13 protein-coding genes are annotated in these 17,364 nt (G+C 60.9%); 4 read left to right on the top strand and 9 right to left on the bottom strand.

Annotated features, from left to right (window positions below; genetic code table 11):
- Positions 1 to 195: 195 nt before the first annotated feature.
- Entirely contained in the window at positions 196 to 5,907 is a 5,712-nt protein-coding gene (locus NKK52_RS15260) for a HAMP domain-containing protein (RefSeq protein ID WP_031246159.1), read from the top strand.
- Positions 5,855 to 7,993 (top strand): PAS domain-containing hybrid sensor histidine kinase/response regulator, encoded by a 2,139-nt coding sequence (locus NKK52_RS15255; RefSeq protein ID WP_352629275.1) that lies wholly within the window; start codon positions 5,855 to 5,857, stop codon positions 7,991 to 7,993. Before NKK52_RS15260 ends, NKK52_RS15255 begins: the two co-directional genes overlap by 53 nt.
- Positions 7,994 to 8,111: 118 nt before the next feature.
- Here NKK52_RS15255 and NKK52_RS15250 read toward each other — a convergent pair whose 3' ends face one another.
- From NKK52_RS15250 to NKK52_RS15220, 7 genes are all read right to left on the bottom strand, one after another.
- Positions 8,112 to 8,540, bottom strand: coding sequence for a GFA family protein (locus tag NKK52_RS15250; RefSeq protein ID WP_084026208.1), 429 nt, complete (start codon positions 8,538 to 8,540; stop codon positions 8,112 to 8,114).
- Complete coding sequence (locus tag NKK52_RS15245) at positions 8,533 to 8,709, bottom strand: PCC domain-containing protein (RefSeq protein ID WP_023668086.1); 177 nt, start codon at positions 8,707 to 8,709, stop codon at positions 8,533 to 8,535. The genes NKK52_RS15250 and NKK52_RS15245 overlap by 8 nt, the downstream gene beginning before the upstream one ends.
- 26 nt (positions 8,710 to 8,735) lie before the next feature.
- Positions 8,736 to 9,053, bottom strand: a complete 318-nt coding sequence (locus NKK52_RS15240) for a hypothetical protein (RefSeq protein WP_023668087.1) — start codon at positions 9,051 to 9,053, stop codon at positions 8,736 to 8,738.
- A 251-nt stretch (positions 9,054 to 9,304) separates the two neighbouring features.
- Positions 9,305 to 10,276 (bottom strand): SDR family oxidoreductase, encoded by a 972-nt coding sequence (locus tag NKK52_RS15235; RefSeq protein WP_023668089.1) that lies wholly within the window; start codon positions 10,274 to 10,276, stop codon positions 9,305 to 9,307.
- Between the two features lie 183 nt (positions 10,277 to 10,459).
- Positions 10,460 to 11,101 carry a hypothetical protein gene (locus tag NKK52_RS15230; RefSeq protein WP_023681182.1) on the bottom strand — a complete coding sequence of 214 codons (642 nt, stop codon included), beginning with the start codon at positions 11,099 to 11,101 and terminating at the stop codon, positions 10,460 to 10,462.
- Between the two features lie 454 nt (positions 11,102 to 11,555).
- Positions 11,556 to 12,536, bottom strand: a complete 981-nt coding sequence (gene ftsZ, locus NKK52_RS15225) for a cell division protein FtsZ (protein WP_023702103.1) — start codon at positions 12,534 to 12,536, stop codon at positions 11,556 to 11,558.
- A 318-nt stretch (positions 12,537 to 12,854) separates the two neighbouring features.
- Positions 12,855 to 13,724 (bottom strand): LysR family transcriptional regulator, encoded by an 870-nt coding sequence (locus NKK52_RS15220; RefSeq protein ID WP_023681183.1) that lies wholly within the window; start codon positions 13,722 to 13,724, stop codon positions 12,855 to 12,857.
- Positions 13,725 to 13,959: 235 nt separating this feature from the next.
- On the opposite strand from NKK52_RS15220, the gene NKK52_RS15215 reads away from it, so the two are divergent.
- Entirely contained in the window at positions 13,960 to 14,115 is a 156-nt protein-coding gene (locus NKK52_RS15215) for a YjiS-like domain-containing protein (protein ID WP_023681184.1), read from the top strand.
- 141 nt (positions 14,116 to 14,256) lie between these two features.
- The gene (locus NKK52_RS15210; RefSeq protein ID WP_023681185.1) at positions 14,257 to 15,327 is read left to right on the top strand and encodes a DUF930 domain-containing protein; all 1,071 of its coding nucleotides are present in this window, start codon (positions 14,257 to 14,259) and stop codon (positions 15,325 to 15,327) included.
- Between the two features lie 87 nt (positions 15,328 to 15,414).
- Here the strand turns inward: NKK52_RS15210 and NKK52_RS15205 are convergent, their stop codons facing one another.
- Entirely contained in the window at positions 15,415 to 16,158 is a 744-nt protein-coding gene (locus NKK52_RS15205) for a ribonuclease activity regulator RraA (protein ID WP_023681186.1), read from the bottom strand.
- A gap of 23 nt (positions 16,159 to 16,181) precedes the next feature.
- The gene (locus tag NKK52_RS15200; RefSeq protein WP_023681187.1) at positions 16,182 to 17,345 is read right to left on the bottom strand and encodes a mandelate racemase/muconate lactonizing enzyme family protein; all 1,164 of its coding nucleotides are present in this window, start codon (positions 17,343 to 17,345) and stop codon (positions 16,182 to 16,184) included.
- Positions 17,346 to 17,364 lie beyond the last annotated feature (19 nt).

The raw sequence follows: 17,364 nt of genomic DNA, 5'->3' as shown, positions 1-17,364 counted from the left end.
TAAAGCCCGATAAATCCACAACCACATCATGAAATCCGGCGTTTAAACCAAGGCGCAATCGTCGGCCTGGAATTCACGGCACGATGGAACAAAATTGAAAATGCCGCGTTTGGGGTCTTGCGGCGCGATCCACCATTGGCCGCGGGGGCAATTTTATCCGTATAAATCCATAGGGCTGGGAGTGGCGCTGTGACCGTGCAGGCATCCAAGAAGCAATTGGACCGTCGAAGCATCCTGAATTCTCTGAAAGCCTTCCGGCGCGGCGATTTCTCCGTCCGCATCGACAATGTTTATGAAGGCCTCGATTCCGAGATAGCCGAGACTTTCAATGAGATCGCTGACCTCAACGACCAAGTGACGCGCGAGTTCGAGCGCTTGAGCCGGGTCGTCGGCAAGGAAGGGCGGATAGGCGAGCGCGGCCGGGTTCGCAATGCCACCGGCAGTTGGGAATCCAGTGTCCGTTCAGTCAATGATCTCATCGAAGACATGGTTCAGCCGACGGCTGAGGTTGCGCGCGTTATCGGCGCCGTCGCCAAGGGTGACCTGTCGCAGACCATGATGGTCGAAATTGACGGCCGACCGCTGCGCGGCGAATTCCTGCGCATCGGCAAGATCGTCAACACCATGGTCGGCCAGTTGGCCTCCTTCGCCTCCGAGGTGACGCGCGTCGCGCGCGAGGTCGGTACGGAAGGCAAGCTCGGCGGCCAAGCCCGGGTCAAGGGCGTCGCCGGCACGTGGAAAGATCTGACCGACAACGTCAACGCGATGGCCACGAACCTGACCGGGCAAGTGCGCAACATCGCGGAGGTTACGACCGCAGTCGCCTCGGGCGACCTGTCGAAGAAGATCACAGTCGATGTCAAGGGCGAAATCCTAGAACTGAAGAACACCATCAACACGATGGTGGACCAGCTCAATTCCTTCGCTTCGGAAGTGACGCGCGTGGCGCGCGAGGTCGGCACTGAAGGCAAGCTTGGCGGCCAGGCGCGCGTTGAGGGTGTTGGCGGTACGTGGAAGGATCTGACCGACAATGTGAATTCCATGGCCGAGAACCTGACTGGCCAGGTGCGCAACATCGCCGAAGTGACGACCGCGGTGGCTTTGGGCGACCTGTCGAAGAAGATTACGGTCGACGTGAAGGGCGAGATTCTCGAGCTGAAATCCACGATAAACACGATGGTGGACCAGCTGAATTCATTCGCGGGCGAGGTCACGCGCGTGGCACGCGAGGTTGGCACCGAAGGCAAGCTTGGCGGGCAGGCGCAGGTGCGCGGCGTCGCCGGCACCTGGAAGGACCTCACCGACAACGTCAACTCGATGGCCGAGAACCTGACCGGTCAGGTGCGCAATATCGCCGAGGTGACGACGGCGGTCGCGTCGGGCGATCTGTCCAAGAAGATCACGGTCGCCGTGCAAGGCGAAATCCTGGAACTCAAGGACACCATCAACACGATGGTCGACCAACTGAACTCCTTTGCCTCGGAAGTGACGCGCGTGGCACGCGAGGTCGGCACCGAAGGCAAGCTGGGCGGCCAGGCAGAGGTGAGGGGCGTCGGCGGCACATGGAAGGATTTGACCGACAACGTCAATCTCATGGCCGCCAACCTGACTGGCCAGGTTCGAAACATCGCAGAAGTCACCACCGCCGTGGCGCGCGGCGACCTGTCGAAGAAGATCACCGTCGACGTCAAAGGCGAGATCCTGGAGCTCAAGGACACCGTCAACACGATGGTCGACCAACTGAACTCCTTTGCCTCTGAGGTCACGCGTGTGGCCCGCGAAGTGGGATCGGAAGGCAAGCTTGGTGGCCAGGCGCATGTCGAAGGCGTCGGTGGCACCTGGAAGGATCTGACCGACAACGTCAACGCCATGGCCGGCAATTTGACGGTGCAATTGCGCGACGTGTCCAAGGTGGCAACGGCCATCGCGACCGGCGACTTGACCCAGAAGATCACCGTCGACGCGCTGGGCGAGATCTTGCAGATCAAGGACGTCATCAACACGATGGTCGACCAGCTCAATTCCTTCGCTTCGGAAGTGACACGTGTGGCGCGCGAGGTCGGCTCCGATGGCAAGCTCGGCGGCCAGGCCCAGGTGCGCGGCATCGGCGGCACGTGGAAGGATCTGACCGAAAACGTCAACGCCATGGCGGCCAACCTGACCGGCCAGGTGCGCAACATCGCCGAGGTAACCACCGCCGTGGCGCTCGGGGACCTTTCGAAGAAGATCACCGTCGATGTCCGCGGCGAGATCCTGGAGCTGAAGGACACCATCAACACAATGGTGGACCAGCTTAATTCCTTCGCTTCGGAAGTCACGCGCGTGGCACGCGAGGTCGGCACGGAAGGCAAGTTGGGAGGCCAGGCGCAGGTGCGCGGCGTTGCCGGCACGTGGAAGGATCTCACAGACAATGTGAACTCGATGGCCGAGAATCTGACCGGCCAGGTGCGCAACATCGCCGAAGTCACGACCGCCGTGGCGCGCGGCGACCTGTCGAAGAAGATCACCGTCGATGTGAAGGGCGAAATCCTGGAGCTCAAGTCGACCATCAACACCATGGTGGACCAGTTGAACTCCTTCGCCGGCGAGGTCACCCGAGTCGCGCGTGAGGTTGGCACCGAGGGCAAGCTTGGTGGCCAGGCGCGCGTCGAAGGTGTTGCCGGTACCTGGAAGGACCTGACCGACAACGTCAACCTGATGGCGACGAACTTGACCAATCAGGTGCGCGGCATCGCCGATGTCGTGACGGCGGTCGCGCAAGGCAATCTCAGGCGCAAACTGACGGTCGACGCGAAGGGAGAGATCGCCCTGCTGGCCGACACCATCAACGGCATGATCGAGACGCTTGCCACCTTTGCCGACCAGGTGACCAACGTCGCCCGTGAGGTGGGCATCGAGGGCAAGCTCGGCGGTCAGGCGCGTGTGCCAGGTGCCGCCGGCCTCTGGCGCGACCTCACCGACAACGTCAATCAACTCGCTGCCAATCTGACCACCCAGGTGCGTGCCATCGCCGAGGTTTCGACGGCGGTGACCAAGGGCGATCTTACCCGTTCGATCAGCGTCGAAGCGTCCGGCGAGGTCGCCGCGCTAAAAGACAACATCAACGAAATGATCCGCAATCTGAAGGATCAGACGCTGAAGAATGCCGAGCAGGACTGGTTGAAGACCAATCTCGCCCGGTTTTCGCGCATGCTGCAAGGCGAGCGCGATCTTGCCACCGTCTCGCGGCTCATCATGTCCGAACTCGCTCCTCTGGTGAACGCCCAGTATGGGGTGTTCTACGTCACCAATCGCGACGAGGAGGAATCCTATCTTGAGCTGGCGGCTTCCTATGGCGCCGAGAGCAAAGCTGCCATCAAGCAGCGGCTTGATCTGCGAGAGGGCCTGGTTGGGCAAAGTGCCGCCGACAAGCGCGCCATCATGCTGGACAATGTGCCGCCAGAATTCCTTCGGGTCACATCTGGTCTTGGCAGCGCCTCGCCAGCCAATGTCATCATCCTGCCTGCCCTGTTCGAGGATGAAGTCAAAGCCGTCATCGAGCTCGCCTCGTTCGGCGAGTTTCGTGACACACACCAGTCGTTCCTCAACCAGCTCATGGAATCCGTCGGCATCGTTCTCAACACCATCGCTGCGACGATGCGCACGGAGGGCCTGCTCAAGCAGTCGCAACTGCTGACGTCGGAATTGCAAGCGCGTCAAACCGAGCTGACAAAAAAGCAGGAAGAGCTGCATGCGACGAACGAGGAACTGCAGGAAAAGGCGCAGCTGCTCGAGAACGAAAAGAAGCAGGTCGAAAACAAGAATCTCGAAATCGAGATGGCGCGACGCGCGCTGGAGGAGAAAGCCGAGCAACTGGCACTCACGTCGAAATACAAGTCCGAGTTCCTGGCCAATATGAGCCACGAACTGCGCACGCCGCTCAATTCGCTGCTCATTTTGTCAAACCTGCTGGCGACCAACCAGCACGGCAACCTCAACGAAAAACAGGTAGAGTTCGCCCGCACCATCAATTCGGCAGGAACCGATCTTCTCAGCCTCATCAACGATATCCTCGATCTGTCGAAGATCGAGTCGGGCACTGTTTCCATCGACATCAACGATATGCCGGTGACGCATCTTCGCCAGCACATGGAACGAACTTTTCGTCAGCTGGCAGCCGACAAGGGACTTGGCTTCACCATCAAGGTCGATCCGGCGCTTCCCGACACGGTCCGCACAGATGAGAAACGCTTGCAGCAGATTGTCCTCAACCTGCTTTCCAACGCATTCAAATTCACCTCGGAAGGCGAGGTCAGCCTGAACTTCCGGGTTGAAAAGGCCGGCCGCCGCAATGGCGCGACGCAGCCGGTGAAGGCTCTCGCGATCGCCGTCACCGACACCGGCATTGGCATTCCAGAAGACAAACAGAAGCTGATTTTCGAGGCCTTCCAGCAGGCCGACGGCACCACCAGCCGCAAGTATGGCGGCACCGGCCTTGGGCTCTCGATCAGCCGCGAGATCGCTCGCTTGCTTGGCGGCGAATTGCGGGTCGAAAGCACGCCGGGCAAGGGGTCGACATTTACCCTCATCATCCCGTTCGACGGCCCCCGCGTGACGACAGTACAGTCGACCCTGGCTCCGGCGGCGGAGGCGGTTGCTGCGACAGCTCTGCTCAGCAGTCCGGCCTCGGCAGAGCTGATCGACGACCGCGATTCAATCCTACCCACCGATCGGATCGTGTTGATCGTCGAGGACGACCCGACCTTTGGCGGGTTGCTGCTCGGCCTCGCCCGGTCGGCCGGGCTGAAAGGCGTTCTGTCGAATGCAGGTTCCGGCACGCTGGCATTGGCCCGCAAGCTCGTTCCCGACGCAATCACGCTTGATCTCGGGCTTTCGGATATCGATGGCTGGGTGCTTTTCGATCTGCTGCGGCATGACCAGAAGACGAGGGGAATTCCCATCCATGTCATCTCGGGTGCCGAAGACATCGACAGTCTCGCACGCAAGGGGGCGTCCAGCATTTCCACCAAGCCCGTTTCCTCGGACGAGCTGATGAAGGTGTTTCAGGATATCCACTCGAAGAAGCTCCGCGTTCAGCGCCGCGTTCTGGTCGTGGACCCTGACCCGGAGCGGCGTCTGGCGCTGGTCGAGGCAATCCGCGACGGCGTAACGTCGGTCACCGCGATCGGTCGAGTTGCGGCAAATGCAGAAGACGTTGGCCTCGCCTCCTATGATGCCGTCGTGCTCGGCTTTGGACGCTCCGCCAAGGACAACGCAAAGGCGCTGGACGAGATCACCGGCCACTTCGGCGAAGCCTTGCCGCAGCTGCTGTTCTTTACGCCTCACCCGGACGCGCTTGAACAGGTACTGGCGTTGAACCCGGCCTTGGCGGAAGCACCGCGGGCGGAGAACTTCGCTCAATTGGCGCTGCATATTTCGGCAACGCTGCCGGGAGAAGGTCGCCAAGAGGCCTGGGCAGGAACTGAACACAACGGCAAGTCCGATCTCGCCGGGGCGAAAGTTCTCATCGTCGACGACGACATTCGCAATATCTATTCGCTCACCAGTGTTCTGGAGACCTATGACATACAGGTTCTGCATGCCGAGCGGGGCCGTGATGGCATCGCGCTTCTTGAACAGGCGCCCGATGTCGACGTGGCATTGATCGATATCATGATGCCGGAGATGGACGGCTACGAGACGATGCGGCGGATTCGCGGCACACCGGCGATTGCTCATATCCCGCTGATTTCCGTCACCGCAAAGGCGATGAAGGGGGATCGGCAAAAATGTCTGGATGCCGGGGCTTCCGACTACATCGCCAAACCCGTCGACCTGGATCTCCTGCTGGCGCTGCTTCGTGTCTGGATCGGGCGTGCCCGATCCCGTGTCGAGAGCCCGGAAAAACTTCTCCTGGCAGCGAACTGACGGCCGTTCGATGCAAAAGCTGGCAAGAAACAGGGTAAGGAAACTTGAGGTGGCAGCTCTTGCCGAAGGGCCGGCAAGAGCCCGCATCCTGGCGGTGGACGACGATGAGCGCAATCTGCTGGCGATCAGCGAAGTGCTCGCGACTATCGGAGAGGTCATCTGCGCCCAATCGGGCGAAGAGGCTCTGCGCTTTCTGCTGAAAGAGGAGTTCGCCGTCATTCTCCTGGATGTCCTCATGCCAGGGTTGGACGGGTATGAAACGGCCGCACTTATCCGCCAGCGCGAGCAATCCAAGCGCACCCCAATCATCTTCTTGACCGCCATCAACAAGGAGGATGCGCATATGCTGCGCGGCTATGATGCCGGCGCGGTCGACTATGTGTTCAAGCCATTTGATCCGATCATGCTGCGTTCGAAAGTCGCGGTTTTCGTCGAACTCCACGAGAAGACGCTCGAGATCCAGCGCAAGGCGGAGGTCGAGCAGGGACTATTGGCGCAGGCGTTGCAGGCGCACAAGGACAAGCTTCAGGCCGAACGCGCGCTGCGCAGCGCCGAGCAACGGCAGGATGCCATCCTGAATTCGTTGCCGGTCTGCTTTCATGCTCGGGCAGCCGAGCCGCCCTTCGCGGCGCGCTTTGTTACCGAGGGCGTCGAGCGCTTGACCGGCTTTGCGCCTGAATACCTGACATCGGATCCGGAGTTCGGTCTCAGCCGCGTTCATCCCGACGACCTGCCGCGATTGAAGCAAGCGCTGCTGGCGGCCAAAACCACCGGCTCCTATACGTGCGAGTTCCGCTGGCATTGCGCCAATGGCGAGTATCGCATCTTTCTCGACCAGGGCGTGATGTCGGACGGCTCAGATGGCCGTGAACCGGAAATCATCGGCACATTGCTTGACATCACCGAGCGGCGCGGTCTTGAGGATCAGCTGCTTCAATCCCAGCGCATCGACGCTATCGGCAAGCTAACCGGCGGCCTGGCGCATGATTTCAACAACCTGCTCGCCGCAATTCTCAGTGGGTTAGGGCTGCTTGAACGCCGGGCTACGTTGGATGATCAGGCGCAACAGGTACTCGACCTGACGCGGCGTTCTGCAAGACAAGGCGCTGACCTTGTCGCGCGAATGCTGGCATTCTCGCGGCGCCAGACCCTGAAGCCGGAAGCGGTGCGCCTTGCTGCGCTGGGCGACACGATGAACGGATTGGTGGCGCCCGTGCTGGGGGGGTTGATCCGTTTCGACTGGCAGATCGATGACACGATCTGGCCGGTGCATGTCGATGCAGGCCAACTTGAATTGGCCTTGATGAATCTGGTTTTCAACGCGCGTGACGCCATGCCCTCTGGCGGGACAATAACCGTGCATGCGCAGAATCGATCGATCGGGACGCCAACAGAGGATATTCCGCCGGGCGACTATGTCATGATCGCCGTCAAGGACACCGGATCCGGCATACCACCCGATCTTGTCGCCAAGGTCGTCGAACCGTTCTTCACCACCAAGCCGGTCGGTAAGGGAACGGGCCTCGGTCTCAGCACGGTCTACGGCTTCATGAAGCAGTCAGGTGGGACACTTCGCATAGAAAGCGTCGTCAACCGCGGAACTACCATGCAACTCTGGCTGCCACGTTCGACCGAACAGCCGGTGGATCCTGCGGCGGAACCCGACATTGAACGAGCGTTCGCCGATGCCGGAATGGAGCACCCATCAATCCTCCTGATCGACGACAGCCATGTTTTGCGGCAATTGACCGCCGAGTCCCTTCGCCAGCGCGGTTTCGAGGTGACCTGCGCGGGAGGAGGGGCGGAGGCGCTGGCCATGATGGAGCGCACTCCCGACAAGTTCGACGTCATTATCACCGACTTCGCCATGCCACTCGTATCCGGAGTCGACGTAATCCGCTTCGCGCGCAATTTGCGCTCGGACTGGCCAGCGGTCATGATCACGGGCTATGCCGATGCCCGGGAGATTGCCGATCGGCCAGCCGACGTGCCCTTGCTCGGCAAGCCCTTCCGCGACGAGGATCTGTTCGAAGCGATTTTCTTCGCGATAGAGAATGCGGCCCCCCAAAGGATCAAAACCGGCTAGCGCTTAGGGATTGTCGACGGTCTGGCGACGTCGGCAGGCCGGGCAGATCGAGACCGCACTTTCGGGGCACGGCGACAAGGGCCGCATTCCTGATCGGCAATCTGGGTCGTTCGCGGCGCTACCAGCGTTCCTCGGTGTCGCGGTCCGGTAGGTCTATTCCGCAGCACACCCAACCAAGGCGCTGCGCTGAACCGTAGTTGTACCGAGGCTCCCGGTGAGCCGGATCATCGAAAGTACCGACGTGCAGCGCGATCTCGGTTGGCGATGCGTCGTAGCAAAGGCTGAGCGGCGACCCGCATTCTGGGCAGAAGCCTCTTTGCGCAATCGGCGAAGACCTTCGATATGTTGGCTTTCCGGAATTCCAGGTCAGGCTTTGGCAGGGCATCCAGGCAAGAACTGCAAACGCGCTGCCGGTCGCTCGTCTGCACATATCGCAGTGGCAGTAGTGAATCCTCGGTTCGATCCCGACGCTGAATCGGATCCTGCCACAGAGACATCCGCCATGGATGGCCAAGGAACCGGGCAGGCGCTTGCCAACCTCACGCATCAAGATCGATCAAGGCGGCGCCGAACGCTCCGATCGCAGTCAAAGAGGCACTGCCGAGGTTTTGGTCGGTTGCGAAGGCTGTCAGCGCGGCGAAGGCTTCTTCGCCGAGGTCGAGCACCACGACGAAAATTCTTTGCCCGCTGACCTGATTAGCGAGCTTGGGTTTCATGGCGTTCCGAATCTGTTGCGGAGCAGTTAATGGGCATGGTGCTCGGCATTCCGCTTGCGGGTTGCCGCTGCCTTCTTTGCCGATTCCGATCGGCTTGCGGCTGACCGTGAAGCCGATGCCTTGCCGCCGCTTTTCCCACCCTTGTGGGCCGCGGGGTGTCCGGTGTGTTTACCACGACCCGAGCCGCCTTCTTTCTTGCCGCCGCCATCGTCCTTGTTGACGGTCGCCCATGCCCGGCGCTCGGATTCCTTCTCGGAAACACCGCGCTTTTCATAGCCTTCGGCAATGTGGTCGGCTTTGCGTTCCTGTTTGTCGCTGTATTTCGATTTGTCGCCTCGTGGCATGGTCGTTCTCCCGGCTCAATGATGTTTGAACGGGATGCCGGCGGGAGAGTTCCAAGTGGAAATTCAGAAAACTGAAACGCGGGCGAGGATTTCGACCAACACGGGCCGTGGCGGGTGCCGTGAAGCGGCGGCGCACGGCACCGATCACGCGTTTCTTGAAGCGATCGAGCGCGGCAAGCGTCTCCCTGGAGACGACGTCTCCGCGTGCCGTCTACTCGGTAGCCCAATGCAACGAAATACGTTCCGCGACCTCAGTAGCCACCGACCACCGGCAGGATCTCTCCCGTGATGTAACTCGAGCAATGCGACGAGGCGAGGAACACGTAAGCCGGGGCAAGTTCTTCCGGTTGCGCTGGCCGTTTCATCGGCGTATCCGCGCCGAATTTCGAGACGTCGTCGGCTTCCTTGTCCGAAGGGTTGAGCGGCGTCCACACCGGACCTGGCGCGACCGCGTTTACCCGGATGCCCTTGCCGACCAGATTGCCCGAAAGCGCTCGCGTGAAGGCATGAATGCCGCCCTTGGTCATCGAATAGTCAACCAGTTGCTTGGAACCGTCGATGCCGGTCACCGAACCGGTATTGATGATCGCGGAGCCCGGCTCCATGTGCGGCACGCTCTCCTGCGCCATATGAAAATAGCCGTAAAGATTGGTCTTCAGCGTCGTGTCGAAATGTTCCTCGGTCAGGTCGTTGAAGTCACTGGAATGGATTTGGAAAGCGGCGTTGTTGACCAGCACGTCGATCCTGCCGAATTTTTCGACCGTCAGCGCCACGGCGTTGCGGCAATGCTCGCGTTCACTGACATCGGCTTTTATCAGTATGCAACGCCGGCCTTCCTTTTCGACGGCGTTTTTGGTCGCTTCGGCGTCCCTGTCTTCACTCAAGTATACGATCGCAATGTCGGCGCCCTCGCGGGCGAACAAGACTGCCACCGAACGGCCGATGCCGGAATCACCACCCGTGATAAGCGCTACCTTGTCATCGAGTTTTTTCGATCCGAGGTAGTAAGGCGCATCGTAGAGCGGAGCGGGCTCGATCGCCCATTCATGCCCCGGTTTGGGTTGATGCTGCTCGGGAAAAGGTGGCTCGGGATATTTGCGGGCGCCGGCTTGCATCGCTTGTTGCATTTTGCCAATGCTCTTCGTCTCGTCTTTGGCGTCGATACCACGCTGGATATGGCGTTGCTTGGCGGCTTCGGCTGAAGTCTGCGACTTAGTCTGCATGGCTTTCTCCTGTGCTCGGAGAACGAACAACGCATGCCGGGCAAAAAAGTTTGCGCAAATATCTCGATCCCGAAAGGGCTCGCCATTGCGAACAGCCTGCGAGGGGCGTGGAGCATTGGTCGTCAATAAGATCGGAAGTGCCATGCCGGTGCCGTTCACACAAACACCACATTCATTACCCGCTCAAAGCACGCTCTTTTCAGAGCCATAGGGTTTGGCAATGCGGACCATGCCTTTCGTCCGAAGGCGCTGGTATAAATAGAAAATCGTCATCAAGCCGATTGCTGCTCCAGCACCAAGACACAGCGCGAGCAATAGTTCTGCACCGACACCAAACGCAAGCAGAGTAACGCCCGCCGCAGCGACGATGGCATTTATGAATGCGATCATAGTAGCTGCAGTGGTCAGGTACGCCAGGAGAGGCCCAGTACGAAGAGAAGGTTCGGCGTCATTTTCGGGCCAGCGACCGAATTCCTTGGAAAACTGGAAGGCAGCCTCGTCGCCCAAAGTTCGATAGTAGGCTCTGATCCGGGCAATGCCGATATGGGCCTGCATGTTCTCAGCGGCGATGTCGACCAACCTCAAGACGGTAAAGGCACCCAGTAAAAAGACCGATGGCAGCACAACCGCGACAAACGGCAGGAAGAACTCGGAGGACTGCGTAACAAAGCCCGTTGCCACCAGAGCGCTCGACAGAGACATAATGTAGATGGTCGTTCGCGACGCCATTTCACTTATGGACGTGCTGATCGCTGTCTGCTGCACGAAATGCTCTGTCGTCAGGGCCGCGAGAAACGAAGCATCGGGTATCGGCGTGTCAGCCATGGAGTATGCTCCTGTCGGGTCGACCTGAGTTTTTCTTCGATATAGTGCTTGCGAGGCTGGCCGCCACTGGATGCTCCCGACGCCTGACCCATGCCGGTTTATTGTGCCATATCCAGCGAGCCCGCATCACCGATCAGAAAGGGCCGATCATGTGGTCAGCAGACGCTGGCCATATCGCAGGCGAAATGTCTGCCGCGGTCAATCTGTATGGCCTCCTGTTGGGGATCCGGGTCGAAGCGCATTCGCGGCGCGGTTGCAGTTGGGAGCGGTTCCGCGGCGGCGCTGATGCGAGTTCGCGCATTCGTGGCAGCGGCCTCGAAACAAATTCGGTCTCTAGACCGGCAACGCGAATTCACCGGCAAGTTCAATGGTGCGGGCTTGCGGGCCGACTTTTCGGTGGCGAAGCCCATGACCACGGTCCACCAGACTCATAAATCAGCAGCCCGGATCCTGCCTACTGCGGTATCTCCAGGCCCTGCCGCAATCCTGTCGCGACGACTGAGACCCTGAATTTTCCGGCGAGTGCCCGGTCGAATATGGCGCCGACGATGATGTCGGCGTCGGCGTCGACCTCCTCGCGGATGCGGGTGGCGGCCTCATCGACTTCGAACAGCGTCATGTCCATGCCGCCCGAGATCGAGACCAGGACGCCCTTGGCGCCGATCATCGAGGCTTCGTCGAGAAGCGGGTTTGCTATCGCCGCTTCGGCGGCCTTCCTGGCGCGGTCCTCGCCCGTGGCTTCCCCGGTACCCATCATTGCGCGACCCATGTCGCGCATCACCGACTTCACGTCGGCGAAGTCGAGATTGATCAGCCCCTCCTTGACGATGAGATCGGTTATGCAGCCGACGCCGGAATAAAGGACGCGATCAGCCATGGCGAAGGCGTCCGCGAAAGTCGTCTTTGCGTCGGCGATCCTGAAGAGGTTCTGGTTCGGAATAACGATCACGGTATCGGCGCATTCGCGAAGCTGCTCGATGCCCTCTTCGGCGGCTTGCATGCGGCGCTTCCCTTCGAAGGTGAACGGCTTGGTGACGACGGCCACGGTCAGGATGCCGGCTGCCCGTGCAGCGTTCGCTATGACGGGCGCGGCACCGGTTCCAGTTCCGCCTCCCATGCCGGCGGTCACGAAGCACATATGGGTTCCCGCAAGGTGGTCCCTGATCTCGTCGATCGATTCCTCGGCTGCCGCGCGGCCGACCGCGGGCAGCGACCCGGCGCCCAGGCCTTCCGTGACATGGGCACCCAGCTGGATCAGCCGCGATGCTTTCGACATGGTCAGTGCCTGGGCATCGGTGTTGGCGACGATGAACTCCGCACCCTGCAGATTTTCGGCAATCATGTTGTTGACCGCGTTGCCGCCGCCACCGCCCACACCAATGACGGTTATCTTCGGCCGCATTTCCGAGATGACGGGCCTTGCCGCGGTGCTCATCGTCTTGTCTCCTTGGAATTGATCGACAAAAAAGTTCCCGGAACGCGCCGCTTGAACACGCCAGGTGCAAGAATCAGGTTCTATCGCCTTGGCACAGGGAATCAGAGGGTGAACTTTGCGGCAAGACAAGATGTGGGACTTGTACCATATACGCCTGAACGAGCCGACCTTTTGGACGAGTCTCCAGCCAATTTCCGGGATTGGCCCGGCTTCTGGCCAGCGAAAATCCACAATCCGGGATCCAACCCCTTCAAGCTTCACGCGCCCGCCTCACGCGCCAGAACCTTGAGAATCTGGCGGCCGATCGACGCCTGACGCTTAGCGGATCGGCATCTTGCCGCGAAACAACGGCTGATGGGCCCGCATCAGAGCGGCAATCCGGTCGGCAATCTTTCGTACCGGCGGGGAGTGGCGTTCCTCATGGTGGGTGACGATCCACTGGTCGGTTTCGAGTTCTGGGATAGGATGAGCGACGCGAACCAGCCGCGGATCGCTGTCACCGACGAAGCACGGAAAGATCGAAAGGCCGGCGCCTGCGGCCACCAATTCGCGCACTGAATGGGTGTTGTTGCCGCGCACGGCGATGCGATCGCCGTGATGGGCTTGCAGCCAGCGCGCCGAGGCAATGTTTGCCCCTTCGCCGGTGACGCCGACGAACAACCCGGCGGCGATGCCGTTGATCAGGTGGCGTCCGGAATAGATGGCATACGCGACCTTGCCGCTCTGACGGCCGGCCAGCCACTGTTCGGTCGGGCGCTCGCTGCGGATGCCGATATCGGCGGCGCGGCGACCGATGTCGACCCGGTCGGTGGTGGTGACGAGTTCCACCCTGATGCCGTCATCGACGGTCCAGATTTCGCCGATATGGGTGGAAACGAAGGCCGAGGTCCATGGCCCGGCCGAGACGCGGACAATGCGGTCGGGCAGGTTTCCCTCGCGCCAGCGGGTTAGCGACTGCATTGCTGCTTCGACGTCTTCGGCGCGCCGCAGCAGTTCTTCACCGACCGGGGTTAGTCGGTAGCCGGTCTGCTGACGTACGAACAGCGCTTCGCCGATCTGCTTTTCGAGCGCGGTGACGCGTCGTCCGAGTGTGGCTGCGCTGAGGCGCGTGGTTGCCGTCGCCGCGCTCAGGCCACCCAGCCGCGCAATGTCGAGAAACAACCTCAGATCGTCCCAGCCAATATCCATTTTGCAGAAATGAAAAACTCCTTGCGACCGTGGCTGTAGCGCGAAGCGGCCATCACGCGCAAGTATATAGGCATTGGAAGCGCTTGATAATTCTGCCCTGGCGGGAAAATGACAGGCACCTCGGTTGGCCAGGCAGTCAGCGCAATCCGTTCGATCGTGCATACGCTTTGCGCGATTGCTTTGCGTTTTCGACCAATCCAAGAGCGTGGGTATCCCGCTCGCCAAGGAGACGATCATGTTGCATGAACTTCGACACCGTTTCGCCCGCTGGCTTGCCTATCGCCAGACGCTTGCGAGCTTGAGGCGGCTTCCAGACAGCATATTGGCGGATGCGGGCCTTTCTCGCGAAGAGCTCCGCGAGCGTGCCCGCGACGCCAGCCTGCGTCGCTGAGATTGGAGGCGGGCATGCAGAGAATGGAGCCGGCGGCGAGAAGCAATCATGCGTCGTCTCCTCACTGCTGAGCTGCGGCTGAATGCGCCAATACGGTTGCCACGCTTGATGCCGCCGCAGTTTCGCTCCACATCGTGAGGGATGAAGACCGAGACATCCGAGCGGCGGCGGACCTTGCTGTGGGCCTTGCCCGCATCGCTGGTCCTGCATGCGCTCATCACCGCGTTCCTGGTCTATGGCCTGCCCGTTCCTGCCCAGCAGCCGCAGGAGGAGCAACCTATCAATGTCGCACTCGTGCCGCCGCCCGAACCACCAAAGCCGAAACCCGAAGCCAAAAGTCAGCCTGAAAAGAAGGTCGAAAAGTCGGTACCGGACAACCTGCCGTCAGAGAAAGTCCTGAAGCCTGCATTCCAGTTCGGTGACAAAGACACCGGCCCCAGGAAATCGCTGGATGGGAGAAGCGCTCAGGACCAAGCGTCGTCCACCGCCAAGGACAGCGAGCCCAAGCCGGCTGCCACGCCAACCGATGCGGAGAGCAGATCTGAACCGACGCCCGACGCTGCAAAGCCGGCGGAGCCAGCCAGCATCGATGAGAAGCCGGAAGCTGACAAACAGGAGGCGGGAGCTCCTGACGCCGACAGGCACGAATCGGCCGCTGCAACACCTTCGGCTGATGATGGCGGTGAGATCGAGCTTCCTGCGTCGGCTCAGGCGCCTGAGGCCAGACCCGACACTGCACCGAAACCCAGCCCGGCGAAGGCCGCGAAGCCGCCGCGCGCAAAGGCCGCAGAGCCAAACCCCACGGCCAACTCACTAGCGTATGCGGGGCTTCCGGGTGTTCGCAAGCTTTTTTCAAAAGGCGCTACCGGCGATCCCTTCGCAACGAACTCGATGGCCGACGTGCCACGGGGGCAACGCGTAGCCGACCTTTGCTCCAATCTTCTGGGTCAGCAACTGAACGACGCCGCTTATCGCCCCGTATTGCTCCCAAGCATTCCACTAGAGGTCGGCAATCTTCTGGACGCCCCGGATACCGCTTTTCGTACCGCGACGACTTGGTATCATGTGCGCTTTCACTGTGGGATCGACACCAATGCGACGCATGTGACGTCCTTCACCTTCCGTATCGGAGCCGCCGCTTCACCCGAGGAAAGCGTTTTTCTGGATCGGGAGGCCCGTCGGCAGGGTTTTCGAGTGGGACCAGGCATGTAGCCGAAGGCAAGGGTCTCAAAACCCACGTATTGCGGGCAACAATCACCTCTTGAACGGCTGCATGCCGAATGCCGTTGCTGCCGGGCCTCAGCCCTTCACTGGATTGGCTTTGCGCCACTCCTCATATTCGCCGCGAGCATCGTCGTGCAGCGGATAGTAGCGCTGCAGCGGGGCGCCCTGCATGAGCTTCTCGCGCGAGAACTCCTCCCAATCGTGATGTTTTTTCGATTCTTCAATTACCTTTGCCGCCATTGCGACGGGAAGCACAACCGCCCCGTCGTCGTCTGCGATGATAATGTCGCCCGGGATCACCGTGACACCACCACAGGCTATCGGAACGTTGACGGCGTTCGGATAGATGCTGGTTTGCACATGGTAGTTGGGCGTCCAGCCGCGCAGCCATAGGGGCAGATCGAGCTTCTCGACATTGGGCCGGTCGCGCATGCAGCCGTCGATTACGATGCCCGCGCCGCCTCTGCCCTTGAAATAGGTCGACATCATATCGCCGAAGACGCCCGAGCTCATGTCACCGCGCGCGTCGACGACGACCACATCGCCTTCCTGCGCGTGATAGAGCACGTGCCGGTGCAGTTGCGTTTCCGGGTCGGCGTATTCTCCCTCGCTGAAGAGGTCCGGCCGCTGCGGCAGGAACTGCAGCGTCAGCGCCGGCCCGACGATCGACTTCCCATGGTTCTGCGCCACCGGACCGACCATGTGAGGATTGCGGAAACCCATGTGGCCCAGCGTGCCGGCAACCGTCGCGGCGCCGATTTCCCTCAGGGCGTCAATGAGGTCTTTGGACGGTCGCGTGATGTCAGGGATATGCGTCATTGTGGACTCCGGTTGAGATGGAACTACCAGTTCGTAACAGACCCGTCCCGGCGCCTGAGGTGAGGCGCTTCCCAGAAACGAAAAGCCTCCGCCTGGACCGCCGCTTCGTTGACCTCGACGCCGAGGCCCGGCAGGTCGCTGACCGGATAGTCGGCACCGTCGAGCCGTGGCTGCACGGGGAAGAAGTCGGAATTGTCGAAGCCCAGCTTCGTCTCGGGTTCCCTGGTCTCGAGCCACGCGAAGTTGGGTACGGCGGCGGCGAGATGCAGGGTCGCGGCCGTGCACACCGGACCAAGCGGATTGTGCGGCATCAGGTCGACATAGTGCGCCTCGCTCCAGCCGGCGACTTTCATCGCCTCGGTGAGCCCGCCGACATTGCAGACATCGAGCCGGTTGAACTGATGGATGCCGCGCTCGATGTAGGGCAGGAACTGCCACTTGCTGGCAAATTCCTCGCCGATGGCAAAGGGAATGTCGGTCATCCTGCGCAGGGATTCGTAGGCTTCAGGTGTCTCGTCGCGGATCGGCTCCTCGAGAAAATCAAGCACGCCGCGGCCGAGCTTGTTGCAGAAGCTCGCCGCCTCTGCCACCGACAGCCGATGATGATAGTCGATGCCGAGGACGACGTCGTCGCCCAGCGCCTCGCGCGCCTTGTTCAGCATGCTTGCGGTAGCGCCGATCGACTCGCGGGGTTCGAAGATGTCCCTGCTGCTTTGCCCTGCGGGGAAGAAGCGGATCGCCTGCCACCCCCGTGCGCGCAGCTCCCGGGCTCGTTCGACGGCGGCATCGCCCTCGGCCTCGTCTCCGGTCGAGGCGAAGGTGGGGATGCGATCGCGCTGCTTGCCGCCCAGCAGTTCGTAGACAGGCACCCCCAGCGCCTTGCCCTTGATGTCGTGCAGGGCGATGTCGATGGCGGAAATCGCCGCCTGCAGAACGCGCCCGCCCTCGAAGTACTGGCTGCGATATGCCTCCTGCCAGATCCGCCCGATCTGCATCGGGTCACGGCCGATGAGAAACTCGCGAAAATGCTCGACCGCGCCGGCAACGGCCTTTTCGCGCCCGCTCAAGCCGCTCTCGCCCCAGCCGAAGACGCCTAGGTCGGTCTCGATCTTGACGAGCATCTGATTACGCGTTCCAACCCACACAGGATAGGGCTTGATCGCGGTGATCTTAAGCTTTTCAGTCATCCCCAACGTTCCCAATGAA

The organism is Mesorhizobium sp. C277A, from assembly GCF_040324395.1.
Taxonomy (GTDB): domain Bacteria; phylum Pseudomonadota; class Alphaproteobacteria; order Rhizobiales; family Rhizobiaceae; genus Mesorhizobium.
Note: the sequence above shows the minus strand (reverse complement) of the source record. Positions and strands in the feature narration are given on the sequence as shown.

Excerpts from the sequence above, each read along its gene's own strand:
- NKK52_RS15250 (WP_084026208.1), bottom strand. The coding sequence starts at position 8,540 with ATGCGTGAGGTTGGCAAGCGCCTGCCCGGTTCCTTGGCCATCCATGGC.
- NKK52_RS15245 (WP_023668086.1), bottom strand. The coding sequence starts at position 8,709 with ATGAAACCCAAGCTCGCTAATCAGGTCAGCGGGCAAAGAATTTTCGTC.
- NKK52_RS15240 (WP_023668087.1), bottom strand. The coding sequence starts at position 9,053 with ATGCCACGAGGCGACAAATCGAAATACAGCGACAAACAGGAACGCAAA.
- NKK52_RS15235 (WP_023668089.1), bottom strand. The coding sequence starts at position 10,276 with ATGCAGACTAAGTCGCAGACTTCAGCCGAAGCCGCCAAGCAACGCCAT.
- NKK52_RS15230 (WP_023681182.1), bottom strand. The coding sequence starts at position 11,101 with ATGGCTGACACGCCGATACCCGATGCTTCGTTTCTCGCGGCCCTGACG.
- ftsZ (WP_023702103.1), bottom strand. The coding sequence starts at position 12,536 with ATGAGCACCGCGGCAAGGCCCGTCATCTCGGAAATGCGGCCGAAGATA.
- NKK52_RS15220 (WP_023681183.1), bottom strand. The coding sequence starts at position 13,724 with ATGGATATTGGCTGGGACGATCTGAGGTTGTTTCTCGACATTGCGCGG.
- NKK52_RS15215 (WP_023681184.1), top strand. The coding sequence starts at position 13,960 with ATGTTGCATGAACTTCGACACCGTTTCGCCCGCTGGCTTGCCTATCGC.
- NKK52_RS15210 (WP_023681185.1), top strand. The coding sequence starts at position 14,257 with ATGAAGACCGAGACATCCGAGCGGCGGCGGACCTTGCTGTGGGCCTTG.
- NKK52_RS15205 (WP_023681186.1), bottom strand. The coding sequence starts at position 16,158 with ATGACGCATATCCCTGACATCACGCGACCGTCCAAAGACCTCATTGAC.
- NKK52_RS15200 (WP_023681187.1), bottom strand. The coding sequence starts at position 17,345 with ATGACTGAAAAGCTTAAGATCACCGCGATCAAGCCCTATCCTGTGTGG.